The 15,002-nt window shown below is 44.3% G+C and carries 16 protein-coding genes and 1 tRNA gene; 11 read left to right on the top strand and 6 right to left on the bottom strand.

Translation table 11 applies throughout. The features are described from left to right. Positions 1-12: 12 nt before the first annotated feature. From DXA54_RS21815 to DXA54_RS21800, 3 genes are all read left to right on the top strand, one after another. Positions 13-1,284, top strand: a complete 1,272-nt coding sequence (locus DXA54_RS21815; protein ID WP_004325428.1) for a histidine-type phosphatase — start codon at positions 13-15, stop codon at positions 1,282-1,284. A gap of 261 nt (positions 1,285-1,545) precedes the next feature. Further along, entirely contained in the window at positions 1,546-1,791 is a 246-nt protein-coding gene (locus tag DXA54_RS21810) for a hypothetical protein (RefSeq protein ID WP_008648497.1), read from the top strand. Positions 1,792-1,892: 101 nt separating this feature from the next. After that, the gene (locus DXA54_RS21800) at positions 1,893-2,198 is read left to right on the top strand and encodes a helix-turn-helix domain-containing protein (RefSeq protein WP_004325432.1); all 306 of its coding nucleotides are present in this window, start codon (positions 1,893-1,895) and stop codon (positions 2,196-2,198) included. A 239-nt stretch (positions 2,199-2,437) separates the two neighbouring features. Here DXA54_RS21800 and DXA54_RS21795 read toward each other — a convergent pair whose 3' ends face one another. Both DXA54_RS21795 and DXA54_RS21790 read right to left on the bottom strand, forming a co-directional pair. After that, positions 2,438-4,555, bottom strand: coding sequence for a BT4734/BF3469 family protein (locus tag DXA54_RS21795; RefSeq protein ID WP_165863279.1), 2,118 nt, complete (start codon positions 4,553-4,555; stop codon positions 2,438-2,440). 87 nt (positions 4,556-4,642) lie between these two features. Beyond that, positions 4,643-4,873, bottom strand: coding sequence for a DUF4248 domain-containing protein (locus tag DXA54_RS21790; RefSeq protein WP_004305834.1), 231 nt, complete (start codon positions 4,871-4,873; stop codon positions 4,643-4,645). Between the two features lie 193 nt (positions 4,874-5,066). Here DXA54_RS21790 and DXA54_RS21785 point away from each other — a divergent pair, with 193 nt between their 5' ends. Genes DXA54_RS21785 through DXA54_RS21775 form a run of 3 tightly spaced genes read left to right on the top strand, consistent with a single transcriptional unit; the run spans position 5,067 to position 6,188 of the window. After that, a complete protein-coding gene (locus DXA54_RS21785) occupies positions 5,067-5,570 on the top strand; it encodes an HU family DNA-binding protein (RefSeq protein WP_004305836.1) in 504 nt (167 codons plus the stop codon). Further along, complete coding sequence (locus DXA54_RS21780) at positions 5,567-5,758, top strand: hypothetical protein (RefSeq protein ID WP_004302306.1); 192 nt, start codon at positions 5,567-5,569, stop codon at positions 5,756-5,758. The genes DXA54_RS21785 and DXA54_RS21780 overlap by 4 nt, the downstream gene beginning before the upstream one ends. Beyond that, positions 5,745-6,188 (top strand): N-acetylmuramoyl-L-alanine amidase, encoded by a 444-nt coding sequence (locus tag DXA54_RS21775; protein ID WP_004308787.1) that lies wholly within the window; start codon positions 5,745-5,747, stop codon positions 6,186-6,188. The genes DXA54_RS21780 and DXA54_RS21775 overlap by 14 nt, the downstream gene beginning before the upstream one ends. A gap of 27 nt (positions 6,189-6,215) precedes the next feature. Here DXA54_RS21775 and pflA read toward each other — a convergent pair whose 3' ends face one another. Beyond that, positions 6,216-6,944, bottom strand: a complete 729-nt coding sequence (gene pflA / locus DXA54_RS21770; RefSeq protein WP_004308786.1) for a pyruvate formate-lyase-activating protein — start codon at positions 6,942-6,944, stop codon at positions 6,216-6,218. Between the two features lie 17 nt (positions 6,945-6,961). Next, the gene (gene pflB, locus DXA54_RS21765; RefSeq protein ID WP_004308785.1) at positions 6,962-9,190 is read right to left on the bottom strand and encodes a formate C-acetyltransferase; all 2,229 of its coding nucleotides are present in this window, start codon (positions 9,188-9,190) and stop codon (positions 6,962-6,964) included. 241 nt (positions 9,191-9,431) lie between these two features. Between pflB and DXA54_RS21760 the strand changes: the two genes are divergently transcribed. Further along, positions 9,432-9,516: transfer RNA gene (locus tag DXA54_RS21760), tRNA-Ser, on the top strand. Positions 9,517-9,742: 226 nt separating this feature from the next. Here the strand turns inward: DXA54_RS21760 and DXA54_RS21755 are convergent. Then, positions 9,743-10,642 (bottom strand): helix-turn-helix domain-containing protein, encoded by a 900-nt coding sequence (locus DXA54_RS21755; RefSeq protein ID WP_025819263.1) that lies wholly within the window; start codon positions 10,640-10,642, stop codon positions 9,743-9,745. Positions 10,643-10,778: 136 nt separating this feature from the next. Between DXA54_RS21755 and DXA54_RS21750 the strand changes: the two genes are divergently transcribed. Genes DXA54_RS21750 through DXA54_RS21735 form a run of 4 tightly spaced genes read left to right on the top strand, consistent with a single transcriptional unit; the run spans position 10,779 to position 13,620 of the window. Then, positions 10,779-11,558, top strand: a complete 780-nt coding sequence (locus DXA54_RS21750; protein WP_005924041.1) for an MBL fold metallo-hydrolase — start codon at positions 10,779-10,781, stop codon at positions 11,556-11,558. Between the two features lie 33 nt (positions 11,559-11,591). Then, positions 11,592-12,056 carry a cupin domain-containing protein gene (locus DXA54_RS21745; RefSeq protein WP_005924039.1) on the top strand — a complete coding sequence of 155 codons (465 nt, stop codon included), beginning with the start codon at positions 11,592-11,594 and terminating at the stop codon, positions 12,054-12,056. A gap of 23 nt (positions 12,057-12,079) precedes the next feature. Continuing rightward, a complete protein-coding gene (locus tag DXA54_RS21740) occupies positions 12,080-12,748 on the top strand; it encodes a radical SAM mobile pair protein A (protein WP_005924036.1) in 669 nt (222 codons plus the stop codon). Continuing rightward, complete coding sequence (locus DXA54_RS21735; RefSeq protein WP_005924033.1) at positions 12,745-13,620, top strand: radical SAM mobile pair protein B; 876 nt, start codon at positions 12,745-12,747, stop codon at positions 13,618-13,620. Before DXA54_RS21740 ends, DXA54_RS21735 begins: the two co-directional genes overlap by 4 nt. 146 nt (positions 13,621-13,766) lie before the next feature. On the opposite strand, the gene DXA54_RS21730 is transcribed toward DXA54_RS21735, so the two are convergent. Continuing rightward, positions 13,767-15,002 (bottom strand): mobilization protein (locus tag DXA54_RS21730; protein WP_243647672.1); only part of this gene is annotated, 1,236 nt, incomplete at its 5' end.

Genomic DNA, 15,002 nt, shown 5'->3' with positions numbered 1-15,002 from the left:
AAAAAAGAAAGTATGAAACGTTTTATTTTGTTGACAATCCTTTGTTGCCTTGTGCTTAGTATAAGTGCACAGATAGCAAGAGATGAAATATTTGAAGACATACATCGCTCGGCAGCCAACCATTATGCCTATCCTGATCCCCATTTCACAATGACTGCCCCACCCAAGGGGTATAAACCGTTCTACCTAAGCCATTATGCTCGTCACGGTTCCCGTTATAGAGTGAATCCTGATGATTATACGAAGCCGTTGGCAATTCTTCGCGAAGCAGAGAAAGACGGAGTACTTACAGATTTAGGCAAGAAGGCCCTCTGGCTTGTAGACAGCCTTGCGCGCGGAGCAGAAAATAGATATGGTGATTTGACTCCATTAGGTGCCCGTCAACACAGGGGAATTGCCCGAAGAATGTACAATAACTTTCCTGAAGTGTTTCAGGGAGCGGCAGAGGTGGATGCACGTTCTACAACCGTTATCCGCTGTATACTCTCTATGACGGCTGAGTGCTTGCAATTGCAATCTCTGAATCCGGAGTTGAGAATCAAGGATGAGGCTACTTCTTATGATATGTATTATATGAATTATGGAAATGAATACTTCAAAAAGAAGCGTCAGGAAGATGAAGTGATTGCTGTAAAGGCAGCTTTTCGGAAAGAGCATCTCCATCCCGAACGTTTGATGAAGTCTCTTTTTAATAACGATAATTATGTAAAGTGGAAAGTGGATGCTGGCAAGTTGATGAGTTATTTGTTTGAACTGGCAGCCATTACGCAAAGTCACGACACGGACCTTGATCTTTATTCTCTTTTTACCAAAGAAGAGTGTTATGATTTATGGCTAATCAGCAATCTGAATTGGTATATTGACTACGGGCCGTCTCCGCTCACTCAAGGTAAGATGCCTTATGTGGAAGCAAACCTGCTTGAGAATATACTGAATACTGCAGATACTTGCGTCGTGAAAAAAGAGAATAGTGCTACCCTGCGCTTCGGGCACGAGACTTGTCTACTTCCTTTGGCTTGTTTATTGGAATTAGGTGATTGTGCATATCAGACTACTGATATAAATAAATTGTCAGATATATGGCGTAACTATCGTATCTTTCCAAAAGCTTGTAATATTCAGTTCGTTTTTTACCGTAAGAAAGGAAATGATAATATCTTGGTGAAAATTTTACTCAATGAACAAGAAATGAAACTTCCGCTTGCAAGTGAGCTAGTACCCTATTATCATTGGGAAGAGGTGGAAAGATATTATAGGAATAAATTGGCTACTTTTGTCCATTGAAAGAAACAGTAATATACAAAAACTGGTCTTAAAAATGTTAGTCACCATTCCGGGAAGTAAGTAATGATTGCTTATCTTTCTGGAATGGCTTTTTTATAATCAATTAAATGAAAAGTTTTATGGAAAATTCATGTAATGATGAATTGTTTTGTTCATTGAAAAATGAACTTCGTGAAGTAACCGCACAAATCAATGTGCATAGTGAAAAATTAATGGAGCTGCTCGACCAAAAAAAGAATCGTCAGTCAACTGACTCGAGAGATGTCGCATCTCACGCCTGTCACCATCGAGTATCGGGGAAATCCGAAGCAATATGTCTCTGTTGTGCTCGATGCCATCAATCTGGGTAGGTTGACGTATGACGGAGTAGCAAATTGCGAACAGACTTTTCGTGCGTTAGCAAGCGTTGTAGATGTGATAAGCCCTAAGAATGGGAAAACGCTTAGTGTAGAGACGCTGGTGTCTTATGAGAAGAAAAAGCGTGCCGGAGAATTTGAGGAAAAATAATATAAAATAAAAAGACGATTGTTGTATAGTTGAACAACAATTCGTATATTGACCTCCAAAGAAAGAAATTGAAAAAGCAAAGATATTAAGAAAGGAGTATTATGGAAGCAAAAACAAATGAGGAATTCTTTAACGTCAGCGCATTAATAGATGAGCGTTTTGGTAAGGAAGGAACTGTTACTCGTGCGGAAGCAGAAGAAAAAGCGTATGCTTTCTACACCGGGCAAATTATCGAAGACGCAAGGAAAAAGGCTAAGATTACTCAAGCAGAGTTAGCCCGGCGTATCGGTTCCGACCGTTCTTATATTTCAAGAGTGGAAAGTGGTCAGACAGAACCTAAGGTTTCTACCTTCTATCGTATCATGAATGCGTTAGGTTGTAGGATCGAATTTTCGATGTCTTTATAAGAAGCGATTAAAAAAAACATGGTGGGAAATTTGAAAAAGATAACTGTCTTTTTCAAATTTCCCACCGTTTTTTTGAGGAAGAAAAAGGAAAAAGGTGAGGGTAGGTGAGGGTCAATTTCTAACATTCGTATTTTTTTTTAGAAGAAAATAGAAGAATAGAAATAAGAAATATAAAAATGAAAAGTTGCAAAAGTACCCTCACCAACCCTCACCTTTTTACGTGCGAAGGAGATGAAATCTTATTCATATAGCCTGTTTGATTTCACCTGTTCTGTATCAATAATGAATACAGTGTATCTTCTCCCGTTTTTTCCCTTATGAAATTCGAAGCCGTGTTTGGACATCACTTTTCCTAGTTGGGCTTTGGTTCCGTGAGAATATTGATACCCCGTCCGTTCGCGAATCAATTCCGCAATTTCAGTGACCGTCAGATAATGCACCTTTTCGAAACGTTCCGGTTTGCGGATATGTGTCAACACCAGTTCTTCTTCCGGTGAGTGGAAAATGAAATCCTCGTTGTTTTCTTCAATCCGTGAGTTTTCCGACTGGGTGAACCAATACTGATACCCCGGCTTGTTGAGCAGATACTTGATTTGTGCATACAACTGCGCGTAGTTTATTTTGATAAACTCCATCGAGTTGACATGAAAGCAGAGAAAACGGCGGTTACCTGTGGTGTCGTGAAGCACTTCCTGGTAATTGCATGTGCCGGCAAAAGAAGCCGTATGAGGAAAGTTCTGCGAACGCCGCGCGTATGGCAGGCGGATGCTGATTACTTTGCGGGTAACCAAATCCTTGAAGATATTCAGTTCCCGTCCGCTCATCCCTTCAAATTCATCCAGATTGATAAGCATTGCCTGCGCTATTTTGGCTAGATCATCCTTGTTGCTCGGGTTGATAAGACCGGTAGAAAGATAGGCGCGCAATTCGGGCGGCAGCAGGTTGTTGATAAACGTAGTCTTTCCGATGTTCTGTATTTCGCTGCAAAGCAACAAAACAGTGTGGTTCACCACATCATCTTGTGTGGCGGCAGCGCACATTCCCACCAGATAACGTTCCAGACATTCTACCCAAAATTTCTGGTGACTAGTATGCACGCTGTTGGCAAGGATACCGATATAATCCGTTCCGTCCCATTCAGGCAGCGAGTCTAAATACTCGCGAATAGGATGGTAGGTGATGCTGAAGTCGGAGTAGATCAGATTCTGAATCGTCTTGACGGTGCACGAATAGCCCAGTTCGTTCATCTCCATCCAAATGCTGTTTTCCATCATTTCGTCGAGAATATGGAAAGGTTCCGGTTGCTCCGTGTCCGTTTTCCTTCTGCGATATTCCATGATATGAAGCACTTCGTTGTAGCGTGTATCGTAATTTTCTTTGATATGTTGCTCAATCTGTAACATTCGCTTCTGCGTACTATTCAGCTTGCGGGTGTCGAATTCCTCGTTGTGTCCGTAAGCACTCCCGATTAGTGCGTCCATTTCATCCGCGGGAAGATCGGTGAACTGGCTCTTGATAAAAGCTGCCGCCTCTTCCTGGGGGACGCCGTAGCGATTGTACATACAAGCCAGGCAATGCAGGTAGTTGTTCCGGTTGCCGGTGACGTACTTTTCGGATTTATTGTGATAATAGTTCAGAGTCACCATTAAGGAAGCGTGCGAGGAATGGTAGTTGAGGGCCACTTGTTCGGTGAGGGGATTGTTGTCTGGTGCTGTCGTCTTTTTCTTTTTGCCGGATGCCCTTTTCTTCTTTTGAGACTTGAAGAACATCGGTGGCTGTTCCACGATGACAGCTGTAGCATCGGGATTGAAATAAATATCCGGATCGTAAGAGAACAGGCAAGTGCGGCTAACATCCTGCCCGGAAGTGTCGACCTCAACTCCGCAGAGCTGGGCATAAAAGGAAGCGATTTTGTGATAAGCAGCATGATGGAAATCTTCAATTTCCTGAATTGTTTCGGGCAATGTCCCGTCTGTCCGGCATACACGTACCACGATTTTCAGTCCCATTCCTTTGGGACTGATGAAAGCGATGCGGGTGTGGGCACACTTTTTTGCCAGTGCGAGGATGCGTGCCAATGCTTCCTGTGTCTGATGGTCGATGTCTACCACGATGTATCCCAGATACTTGACGAGAGTTGCGTTTGAACGTCCTCCCCGGTAGTTGGCTGAAAAGGTGATTTCCGGTAGTTTTATTTTCTTTTCGTTGGCTGCTTTCTCGCCTTGTTCCGCGAAGATTCGGCGCACGTCCTCCACTGTTTCCCGGTATGTGCCGTTGCTGATGGCCGATACGATTTCTTCTTCTGTCATTTCGGCTATGACGCGGTAAAAGTCTTGAAAGATGGTAAAATGCTCCATGTTGGTTTGTTCTTTTTAATTTGCGGTTGCAAAGAAATTTGTTTGTAAAATAATAGAATGGAACTTTTCGTTTTTTTGATTAAGTTCCTAGGGTTCTCCCAAATAGCGTATGATCGTTGCCACTTGCCGGGGAGAGAGAAGGCGGTTGCGGGCACGATAGCCTTCTTGTTCGAGTTCTTGCAGGAGCGGAAGGTTGTAGACAATCCAACGACGTAGTATTTGTAAGGCTACTTTAAGGCATACGTTGGGGTTGTAAAGATGAGCTAGTTCCGACTTTTTATAAGTGCGGATATGAAACGGCTGATCCGGATAATACATGATGAATGGTATTTGGTTTATGCTATAAAGTTACTGAAAATTAATGGCTTATTAAAAGAATAACGTCATTATTATTCATAGAATATCAGGAAACTTCGTTGGGGAATCCGGAGGGTGAAAAATGTGTTATCTTTATGTCGTTAACAAATAAGGAACGCGTTCGAAATGTATGAAAATTTAAAATTATTTTATTATGGCAATGACAGTAACTTATTCAGTAGTGCCGCGCAAGAATCCTGCCAAAAAGGATGAGTCGGCAAAGTATTACGCGCAGGCACAGGCTTCGGGAGAGTTGGATTTTGAAGAGTTGTGCGAGGGAATCACCAGCCGGTCTACCTGTACGGAGACAGATGTGCGTGCCGCCATTTCGGGTATTCTTTATGAGGCGAAGCGTGCGTTGAAAGCGGGAAGAATAGTCCGGCTGGGTGATTTGGGTAGTTTGCAGATCGGGTTGAACAGTGAAGGAGCTGTGTCGGTCAAGGAGTTTTCAAGTTCGCTGATTACGGCTGCCCATATTATTTTTCGTCCCGGAAAGACGTTGGCGGACATCACGAAGATTCTTAGCTACCAGCAGGTAACGACGCGTGCGGTGGCCCAAACGGGCGGTAGCGGCAATGAAGGAGAAGATGATGACAAAGGTTCCGGTGGCGGTTCAGACGGTGGTGGAAGCGGAGAAGCTCCGGATCCGGCAGCATGATAACTTTAATATTGGATCAAATGAAAGAAATTGTAACTAAGATTTTGGATGTAATTATGTTCCTTGTGCCTTTCTTCGGAAAAAGAAAGCGGAACAGAATTGTGAGAGAGGTGCGCTTCAATGCCACCCATAAGGAAGTGTGTAATGTGAAAACGACGGAAAGGGAAAAGGACGATGAGAAAGATTAGTCTGATTGTGATTCACTGCTCTGCTACCCGTGCTGATCGCGACTTCACGGCGAAGGATGTGGACACTGCCCATCGCTTTCGGGGCTTTTCTTGTTGGGGGTATCATTATTATATCCGCAAGTCGGGACAGATAGAACCGATGAGGGATGAAGATACGGTGGGTGCTCATGCACGCGGTTTTAATGCGATTAGTTTAGGGGTGTGCTATGAAGGCGGGCTGGATGAGAACGGAAAGGCAGCAGATACGCGTACTTCCCGCCAGAAAGAGGCGATGCATCGTCTGGTAAACGAGTTGTTGCAGCGTTATCCGGATGCAAAGGTGGTCGGTCATCGGGACTTGAGTCCTGATACTAATTATAATGGAATTGTTGACCCTTGGGAGCGGATCAAAGAGTGTCCCTGTTTCGAGGTGAAAGCAGAGACATGGTGATTTTTATCCTATTTATTACTGTGGTGGTTAATTGACCACCACAGTAGTGAAATACTCTTTAAATACCTCCGCAGCTTTTTCAAGTTGTTCGGGGGTATTTTCTTTTACGTCTTTCAGCTTGTATTCCTGCTCCATCGCTTCATACTTATGTACGCCTAATGTATGATAAGGCAGGATTTCCACTCGTTGCACCATCTTATATTTTCCCAGAGCTTCTCCTAAACGGCGGATGTCTTCCTCGAAATCGCTGTATCCGGGCACTAATACATAACGCAGCCAGAAAGGTTTTTCGTTTTCTTCCAGCCATGCTGCCGTGCGGATGGTTTGCTCGTTACTTCTTCCGGTCAGTGCTTGATGGCGTGCCGGATTGAACTCTTTAATATCCAGCAATACAAGATCCGTCAGTTTGAAAAGTTCTTCTACTTCTTCGTTCCAGATACCGCCGTTGCTGTCTATGCATACATGTATTCCCTTTTCTTTCAGTTCACGTACTAGAGGAACCAGTGCTTTGGCCTGAAACGTAGGTTCTCCTCCGGAGAAAGTGACTCCTCCGCGTTTCCCGAAAAAAGGACGTTGGCTCATAGCCATGCGGACGATTTCTTCCGGTGGGGTAGGTGTGCCTCCTTTTCCGGCTATTGTGTCGGGGTTGGCGCAATATAGGCAGCGGAAATTGCATCCTTGAAGAAAAACGACGAGCCGTAAGCCCGGCCCGTCGAATGTTCCCATACTTTCGTATGAATGTACGTTTATCGTCATATAGAGTAGATAGATTTTTACATACGTTCGTGGAAGCTACGGCTGATAACCTCCAATTGATGTTCGCGGCTCAACTTCACGAAGTTTACGGCATAACCGGAAACACGGATGGTGAGTTGCGGATATTTTTCCGGATGTTCCATGGCGTCGTAAAGCATTTCACGGTTCAATACGTTCACGTTCAGGTGGTGAGCGCCTTTGGTGAAATAGCCATCCATCATTGTCACCAGATTTTCTACGCGATCCTCTTCAGTAGCTCCCAGTGATTTGGGGACGATGGAGAAAGTGTTACTGATACCGTCCTGTGAGTCGCGGTAACGTAATTTCGCTACGGAACTCAAAGAGGCGATGGCACCGTTCTTGTCACGTCCGTGCATAGGGTTGGCTCCCGGAGCAAAAGCGACACCTTTGGCGCGTCCGTCGGGAGTAGCACCTGTCTTCTTGCCATACATCACGTTGGAAGTGATAGTGAGCAAAGATAAAGTAGGACGGGCATTTTTGTAAACCGGAAGTTTCTTCAATTCTTCGCTGAAGAAATAGACCAGGTCAACACCCAGGTGGTCTACCTTGTCGTTGTCATTACCGAAGCAAGGGAATTCGCCTTGAATATCGAAACCTTCTGTCAGACCGATGTCGTTGCGGCGTGCGGTCACTTTGGCATATTTGATGGCCGACAGTGAATCGAGGGCGATAGAAAGTCCGGCTACACCATAAGCAAGGTTGATGCGTGGGTTGGTATCTACAAGAGCCATTTGGGCTTTTTCGTAGTAATACTTATCATGCATATAATGGATGATGTTCATCGCTTCGTTGTAAACACGGGCGATTTCTGTCAATACCTTCTTGTAGTTGCTCATTACTTCTTCGAAGTTCAGTGTGTCGCTGGTTAGTACGGGGATATTTTTCACCATTACCGTACCGGTGTTTTCGCAACGTCCTCCGTTGATGGCAAGCAGCAGGGCTTTTGCCAGGTTGCAACGTGCGCCGAAGAATTGGATTTGTTTTCCGATTTCCTGATAAGATACGCAGCATGCGATTCCGTAGTCGTCAGACTGGCGTACTTCACGCATCAGGTCGTCGTTTTCATATTGGATGGAAGAAGTGTCGATAGAAACTTTTGCGCAGAATTCTTTGAATCCTTCCGGAAGTTCCGGGCTCCACAATACAGTCAGGTTCGGTTCCGGTGAAGGGCCGAGGTTGTAGAGTGTTTGCAGGAAGCGGAAAGAAGTCTTTGTCACCTTCGTGCGTCCGTCGTTGAGGCGTCCGCCCAGGGATTCGGTTACCCATGTCGGGTCGCCGGCAAAGATGTCGTTGTAAGATTGCATACGCAGGTGGCGCACCATACGCAGTTTGATGACAAATTGGTCGATCAGCTCCTGTGCGAAAGATTCTGTGATGGTTCCTTTGCTCAATTCATATTCCATATAAATGTCGAGGAACGAAGAGACGTTACCCAGTGACATGGCAGCACCGTCTTGTTCTTTTACGGCAGCAAGGTAAGCCATGTATACCCATTGTACTGCTTCTTGTGCGGTGTAGGCAGGACGGCTCAAGTCGAGTCCGTAGTATTCGCCCATTACCTTCATGTCCTTCAATGCCTTGATTTGCTCTGCCACTTCTTCGCGCAGGCGGATGCGGGCTTCGGTCATCGGACCGGTAAGGTTACGCAAATCTTCTTTTTTTGCCTCAATCAATCGGTCGATACCATAGAGAGCCATACGGCGGTAGTCGCCGATGATACGTCCGCGGGCATAGTTGTCAGGAAGTCCGGTGAGGAATCCCAGAGAACGGAACGAGCGGATTTCTTCGGTATATACGTCAAATACTCCGTCGTTGTGCGTCTTGCGGTAGTGAGTGAAGATATCTTTTACGCGGTCGTCCACTTCCACGCCGTTTTCGTGGCAGGCTTTGCTTACCACATTGATACCTCCGAAAGGCTTGATGGCACGTTTCAGAAGTTCGTCTGTCTGCAGACCGACGATCAGTTCGTTTTCTTTGTCGATATATCCGGCTTTATGAGAAGTGATGGTTGAGACGGTGACATTATCCAGTGAGCGTACTCCGTTATTGGCTCTTTCTTCTGCCAGTGCTTCGAGGCAGCGGTTCCATACAGCTTTTGTGCGTTCGGTAGGTCCTTCGAGGAAAGAAGCATCTCCGTAATACGGAGTGATGTTATGACTTACGAAATCTCTGACATTGATTTCAGTGCTCCAAAGACCGTCTTTAAAGATCTTATTTAATTCCATAAATGATAAAATTAGAGGTTGTAGTTATCCTTTTCTTTAGAGCGCACAAAGTTACAACGTTTTTTCATATAATCAGCATAAATATGCTCTATTTTATGCTTTTCAACATAAAATACCTAGATATTGCTATTCTTTGGAAATGATGTTCGTGATTTTTTTTTGTGAAAACTCTTGTAAGTTTAAAATATATTCGTACCTTTGCACCGCTTTTAACGAAAAGCACTTCTGATAAAGAAGTTTTGGAGAGGTGGCAGAGTGGTCGATTGCGGCGGTCTTGAAAACCGTTGTACTGCGAGGTACCCGGGGTTCGAATCCCTGTCTCTCCGCAATAAAGGGTGTAAATCAAGCATTTGCGAGATTTACACCCTTTTTTACACCCAAGAATGTAAAATTGGGTGTTTTTGTATTTTTTAAGATTCTTCAAAAGAATGTCAATTACAAAGCGATTGGTATTTCTATGGACTGGCAGAATGAACCTTTATGACGAAAAATATAGTTATTCAAAAAAATAAATATCTTAAATATGGAATTCATTTGCCAAATATGAAATTTCTATTCATATATTCCTCTTTTGTAATTCATTAGATATTGGGTAAAAGTCTTGCCTGTTTCTTTTTTGAAAAAACGCATGAGGTGACTGGGGTCGGAAAAGTGGAACTCGTCTGCCAGTTGGCTCACATTCAGATTGGAGAACAGTAGCTCATTTTTCAGCTCTTCCAAAAGACGTTGCTTGAGTAAGTGAATGGCTGATACACCAAATTGCGCCATGACAGAATTATTCAAGGTGATACGACTTACCCGAAGCATATCAGCATATTCTTGAACGCGCTGTGTCGTTCGGATATGTTTTTCGAGTAAGTCCTTGAATTTGAATGCGTAATTGTTTTTTGGCACTTCGACAGGTAGACGATAAGTTTGAGCGTATGCCCGGTTGATAATTACCAGTAGATAATAAAGCACTGACACAATGAGGTTGTAAGTGTCTACCACAGGATGTTGTAGTTCTTGTTTTATCTTTTTTAAGAGGCGCATATATTCCGTCAGCTCCTCCGGCTCGGCAAACAAGTAGGGCGGTGTATCAGTCTGATAATAATACAACAGCCGATATACGAAGAACTTGTCAGCAATGAACGTGCGCATAAAGTCTTCGCGGAAAATAAGAAAAGTGTAATCTAGTTCTACCTCGTTCACGTGCCATTCCTGTTGCTGGTGCGGCGACAAAAGCAGCACCATACCATCCCGTAACTCCACTTTTCGGAAGTTCAGCAACAAATATCCATTGGCACGACGAAAGAAATAGAAGCTGAAAAAATCTGTCTTAAACGCCTTATGCTCGGTCAAGACACCACAGATGTCCTTGCTTTCGCCTGTGTTAATGTAGAAGTCTACGCCACATTGCGTTTTATTGAACGGAACGCTTACAAGTCTTTCGGGATTGATTATAGCTTTCATCACTCTTGTTTTTTGCTTTCTGCAAATATACATCATTCTTTTATCAAAATGGCATATATTCCTGTTTTTAAGGCATAGAGACATTGGGATATCCTTTCGAACTTTGTACCCGAAAAATAATACAAAACATAACATCATGAACGAAAAAGCAATTATTCGGTTGGTACGCAGTGCCACCTTGAAAATCAACTATGCAGGACATACCATTCTTATTGACCCCGTATTTGCCGACAAAGGAACCCTGCAATCAGCTCTCGGTGTATATAAGAATCCGAGGGTACATCTCGTAATGCCTATTAGCGACATTACTGAAGGTGTTGATATGGTACTGCTCACCCACAACCACATCGACCATTACGAACCAAGTGTAAAGCAGCATTTGCCGAAAGACATTCCTTTCTACACCCAGCCACAAGATAAGGCCGCCATCCTGAAAGATGGTTTCTCAAATGTAGAAGCGATTGAAGAGAGCATAACCTTAGGTCATCTGACCATCCACCGTGCTATTGGCCATCACGGTTTCGGTCAGATAGGCCAGATGATGGGACCTGTTTCGGGCTATGTGCTGATGTCCGAAGGGCTTCCGACTATTTATATCATGGGCGATTGCAAATGGGAAGAATGTACTCTTGCTACCGTGGAAAAGTATCGTCCTAATTATATTGTGGTGAACAGTGGCGGTGCGGTATTCCCCGAATTCTCTAAGACGGACGGTTGTATCATCCCCAATGAACAGGAAGTAATGGCGATGCTTGACACACTCCCCCCACACATCAAGCTGATTACCGTACACATGGATGCCATCGATCATTGCCAGACCACCCGTGCCATCCTTCGCAACGAAGCTCGCCATCACGGGACGGATATGAGCCGACTGATTATACCGGAAGACGGAGAAAGCATAACACTTAAATAACTGTATAAACAATCATTTCAAAATATTAGAAAGATGAAAAAGATTAGGAAAATCGCGGTAGAACAGAATTTCGCCGCGATCAGTGTCGGTAAGTTGAATGAACTGAATGAATACGAACTTCAGCTTGGCCCGGATGTGAAAATTCCCGGAAAAGTATTCTGCAGCACCGCTCTCGGAACTACGGGAAGCGAGTTTTCTTTCCAGTCATTCGCCCCGGGTACAGAAACCGGATTTCTGCATAGTCACAAGAGTCATGAGGAACTTTATTTTTTCCTCTCCGGTAAAGGTGAATTTCAAGTAGACGGAACAGTGTTCCCAGTGGAAGAAGGTAGCGTTGTCAGGGTATCTCCTGCAGGAAAACGAAGTGTCCGTAACAACGGAACGACTCCGCTCCTCATGCTCTGCATACAATATTGCAGCAATACATTCTCACAGGAGGATGCCACTGACGGAATCATACTGAAAGAACCGGTAAAATGGAAAGTCTCTCCGAAATGATTCTAAAAAGGAACTCTAAGCAGATGACTATCTGTATAAAATCCCTGATAAAGAATATGAACATAGTGGTAGGCTGCTCCATCGGGTGCAGCTACTGCTATGCCCGTAACAACTGCCGCCGTTTCCATATTACGGACGACTTCTCCGTACCGGAATATATGGTGCGAAAGCTGCGTATCATCGACACGCCCAAGCCTCACGTATGGCTGATGACCGGAATGAGCGATTTCTCCGATTGGAAGCCTGAATGGAATGCGGAAATATTCAGACGAATGAAAAGCAATCCGCAACACGCTTATATATTCCTTACGAAATGTCCGGACAAGATCAGTTTCTCTACAGATGACGAGAATGTATGGATGGGCGTGACCGTCACGCGCAATTCCGAAAAAAAGCGGCTAGACGATTTGAAAAGAAATATCAAGGCCAAGCACTACCATGTCACTTTCGAACCTATTTTCGATGAAATCGGCGATATAGATTTCGAGGGTATCGACTGGATTGTCATAGGTACGGAGACCGGACATCGGAAAGGCAAAGTGGATTCCCGTCCCGAATGGGTGCTTCACATTGCCGACCAAGCCCAAACACAGGGCGTCCCCGTGTTTATGAAAGAGGATTTGCTGCCTATAATGGGCGAAGAAAGGATGATTCAGGAACTGCCGGAACAATTTACAAAACGCTTACAATGAATACCGAAATAATCAAAGAAATAGACGTACAGAGCGTTATGACCAAATCCTCACTGCCGGTCGGAGGATATTCGGTCAACCCTTACGTGGGCTGTCCCCACGCCTGTAAGTATTGCTACGCATCGTTTATGAAACGATTCACCGGGCATACAGAACCGTGGGGTGCATTTCTGGACGTGAAGAACTGGAAACCGATAGCCAATCCGCACAAATATGACGGAGAGCGCATTGTGATAGGTTCCGTGACGGATGGTTACAACCCGTATGAGGAGCAATTTTGCCGTACCCACAGGCTGCTCGAAGAGCTGCGTGGGAGCAACGCCGAGATTATGATATGCACTAAGTCCGACCTTGTCCTGCGCGACCTCGACCTGTTGAAGCGTTTTCCCAAAGTAACGGTGTCATGGTCGGTCAATACGCTTGACGAGCGTTTTCGTACGGATATGGACAATGCCGTGAGCATAGAACGTCGTCTGAACGCAATGCGTCAGGTCTATGAGGCGGGCATCCGTACCGTGTGTTTTGTATCGCCCATATTCCCCGGAATAACCGATATGAAGGCGATTATCGAGAAAGTGAAAGGATATGCCGATTTGATATGGCTCGAAAACCTGAATCTGCGCGGGCAGTTTAAGGGAGGGATAATGACGTATATCCGTGAGAAGCATCCCGACCTCTTTCCGTTATACGAAGAAATATACAACAAAAAGAGGCTTGATTACTGGCAGGCATTGGAACAGGACATTTCCCAATACGCCAAGGCACAGGGGTTTCCATATAGAATAAATGATTTGCCTTACGGGCGCTCGGAAAAAGGCAAGCCGGTTATCGTAAATTATTTCTACCACGAAAAGATACGATTGACTAAATGAGGGAAAGATATTGACAATATGGTATATTAATAGTGAATAAGATATTCTTTTATTGCTTATTTTACTTTAGAATAGTTAGACAACTTAGATTTTGTACTATATATTACGATAGAAGTACAATCCATGATGAATTGTACTTCTCTATATTACATCCTGAATCCTCTGGATTTTTGTTCTTTCTGCACTGAGTTACGCAGATGCTGCTGTAACTTCTCCCATTGTTCCTTGAACCATTCGCTGATTGGCTGTTGGTTTATAGTCAGCATCAATTTATTCTTATTGATCGGGCTTCGTTCAATTTTGAAAATTACATTTTTTGTTTCAAATCTCTGTCTATATTCTTCGGAATAGATTTTTCCACTACATCTGAGAGCTTCCTTTTTGTATAAAAGAGAATCAACCATCCCCTTGGTAAAACCAGTGACATAGCATAATTTTTCCATTCTCAGCATTTCTTTGAGTAATGGGAACCAGCATAATGCCTTTTCAAGCAGGGTGTTTAGCCGTGATATTTCTTTGTCTTTAGCTTCAATCTCTTTATTATGTATTCCTTGAAGATTGCGTATTTGTCTGCCGTGCTGTTCCTGCATTTGTTGCATCTGAATTTTTAATTCATCAGTAGCTTTGTCCCGGTTGGCAATCTCCTGATGTAGCTGCTCGATGTTATGTTCCAGTTCTTTCAACTTACCGCTTCCGAAAAGAGAACCTACGCTGCTGGTTATGGCAGTGGCTACATCGGTAGCTGCACTTTTGAGTTTGTCTGTACGTATCTCAGCTTTTACCTGTTTGAGTTCCTGTTCGGCAAGGCTTACCTGTTGCTCCTTGTGTCGCTTGGTTTCTTCTATACGTTGCAGTTCGGCTTTCTGCTTCTCAATGATGAAATCGTTTCGTTCCAGATGCTCTTTACCTGTGACAGCTTTTGTCTGCCCACGTTCCATTAGCAGAATATCGGAAGCAAGGGTCTGCATGGTTGCCATATCCTCGTCATTGAGCTTTCGGCTCTTCCCGGTTTCGTGGTTCATCCAGTCGAATACGATATGAGCATGATAGTTCGGCTTGAACCATCTGCTTCCTATTTGGAAGCTCTCTTTGTCTTCCGCTTCCGGCTGACCGTTCAGCCAATGCCCTTCGTCTTTATGCAGGAAAATCTGTAGCGGAGTGATGCCCCAGCGTCTTTGGCACTCTTCACCGAATTTGCGTACATCAGCCAGTGTGGTGTCCGGTCTGATAAGCAATACTCCTTCACGGATGGGTGAGCATCCCGCCACCTTGATAATCTTTCCATTCTTTCCCTTGCGTTCCCTTTCCTTTTCCTGCATGGCACGTCCGGTCTTTTCCTTGACCATTTGCTTGATATTGTCATAATGAGTTCGCAGTTCGGG

It is taken from the genome of Bacteroides sp. OF03-11BH, from assembly GCF_003604005.1.
GTDB lineage: Bacteria > Bacteroidota > Bacteroidia > Bacteroidales > Bacteroidaceae > Bacteroides > Bacteroides ovatus.
This window is presented reverse-complemented; position numbering and strand designations above follow the sequence as displayed.

Coding starts and splice junctions, on each gene's coding strand:
- DXA54_RS21780 (WP_004302306.1), top strand. CDS start 5,567: ATGATAACTTTAATATTGGATCAAATGAAAGAAATTGTAACTAAGATT.
- DXA54_RS21735 (WP_005924033.1), top strand. CDS start 12,745: ATGAATACCGAAATAATCAAAGAAATAGACGTACAGAGCGTTATGACC.
- DXA54_RS21750 (WP_005924041.1), top strand. CDS start 10,779: ATGAACGAAAAAGCAATTATTCGGTTGGTACGCAGTGCCACCTTGAAA.
- DXA54_RS21785 (WP_004305836.1), top strand. CDS start 5,067: ATGGCAATGACAGTAACTTATTCAGTAGTGCCGCGCAAGAATCCTGCC.
- pflB (WP_004308785.1), bottom strand. CDS start 9,190: ATGGAATTAAATAAGATCTTTAAAGACGGTCTTTGGAGCACTGAAATC.
- DXA54_RS21740 (WP_005924036.1), top strand. CDS start 12,080: ATGACTATCTGTATAAAATCCCTGATAAAGAATATGAACATAGTGGTA.
- DXA54_RS21810 (WP_008648497.1), top strand. CDS start 1,546: ATGTCGCATCTCACGCCTGTCACCATCGAGTATCGGGGAAATCCGAAG.
- DXA54_RS21800 (WP_004325432.1), top strand. CDS start 1,893: ATGGAAGCAAAAACAAATGAGGAATTCTTTAACGTCAGCGCATTAATA.
- DXA54_RS21795 (WP_165863279.1), bottom strand. CDS start 4,555: ATGGAGCATTTTACCATCTTTCAAGACTTTTACCGCGTCATAGCCGAA.
- pflA (WP_004308786.1), bottom strand. CDS start 6,944: ATGACGATAAACGTACATTCATACGAAAGTATGGGAACATTCGACGGG.
- DXA54_RS21775 (WP_004308787.1), top strand. CDS start 5,745: ATGAGAAAGATTAGTCTGATTGTGATTCACTGCTCTGCTACCCGTGCT.
- DXA54_RS21815 (WP_004325428.1), top strand. CDS start 13: ATGAAACGTTTTATTTTGTTGACAATCCTTTGTTGCCTTGTGCTTAGT.
- DXA54_RS21790 (WP_004305834.1), bottom strand. CDS start 4,873: ATGTATTATCCGGATCAGCCGTTTCATATCCGCACTTATAAAAAGTCG.
- DXA54_RS21745 (WP_005924039.1), top strand. CDS start 11,592: ATGAAAAAGATTAGGAAAATCGCGGTAGAACAGAATTTCGCCGCGATC.
- DXA54_RS21755 (WP_025819263.1), bottom strand. CDS start 10,642: ATGAAAGCTATAATCAATCCCGAAAGACTTGTAAGCGTTCCGTTCAAT.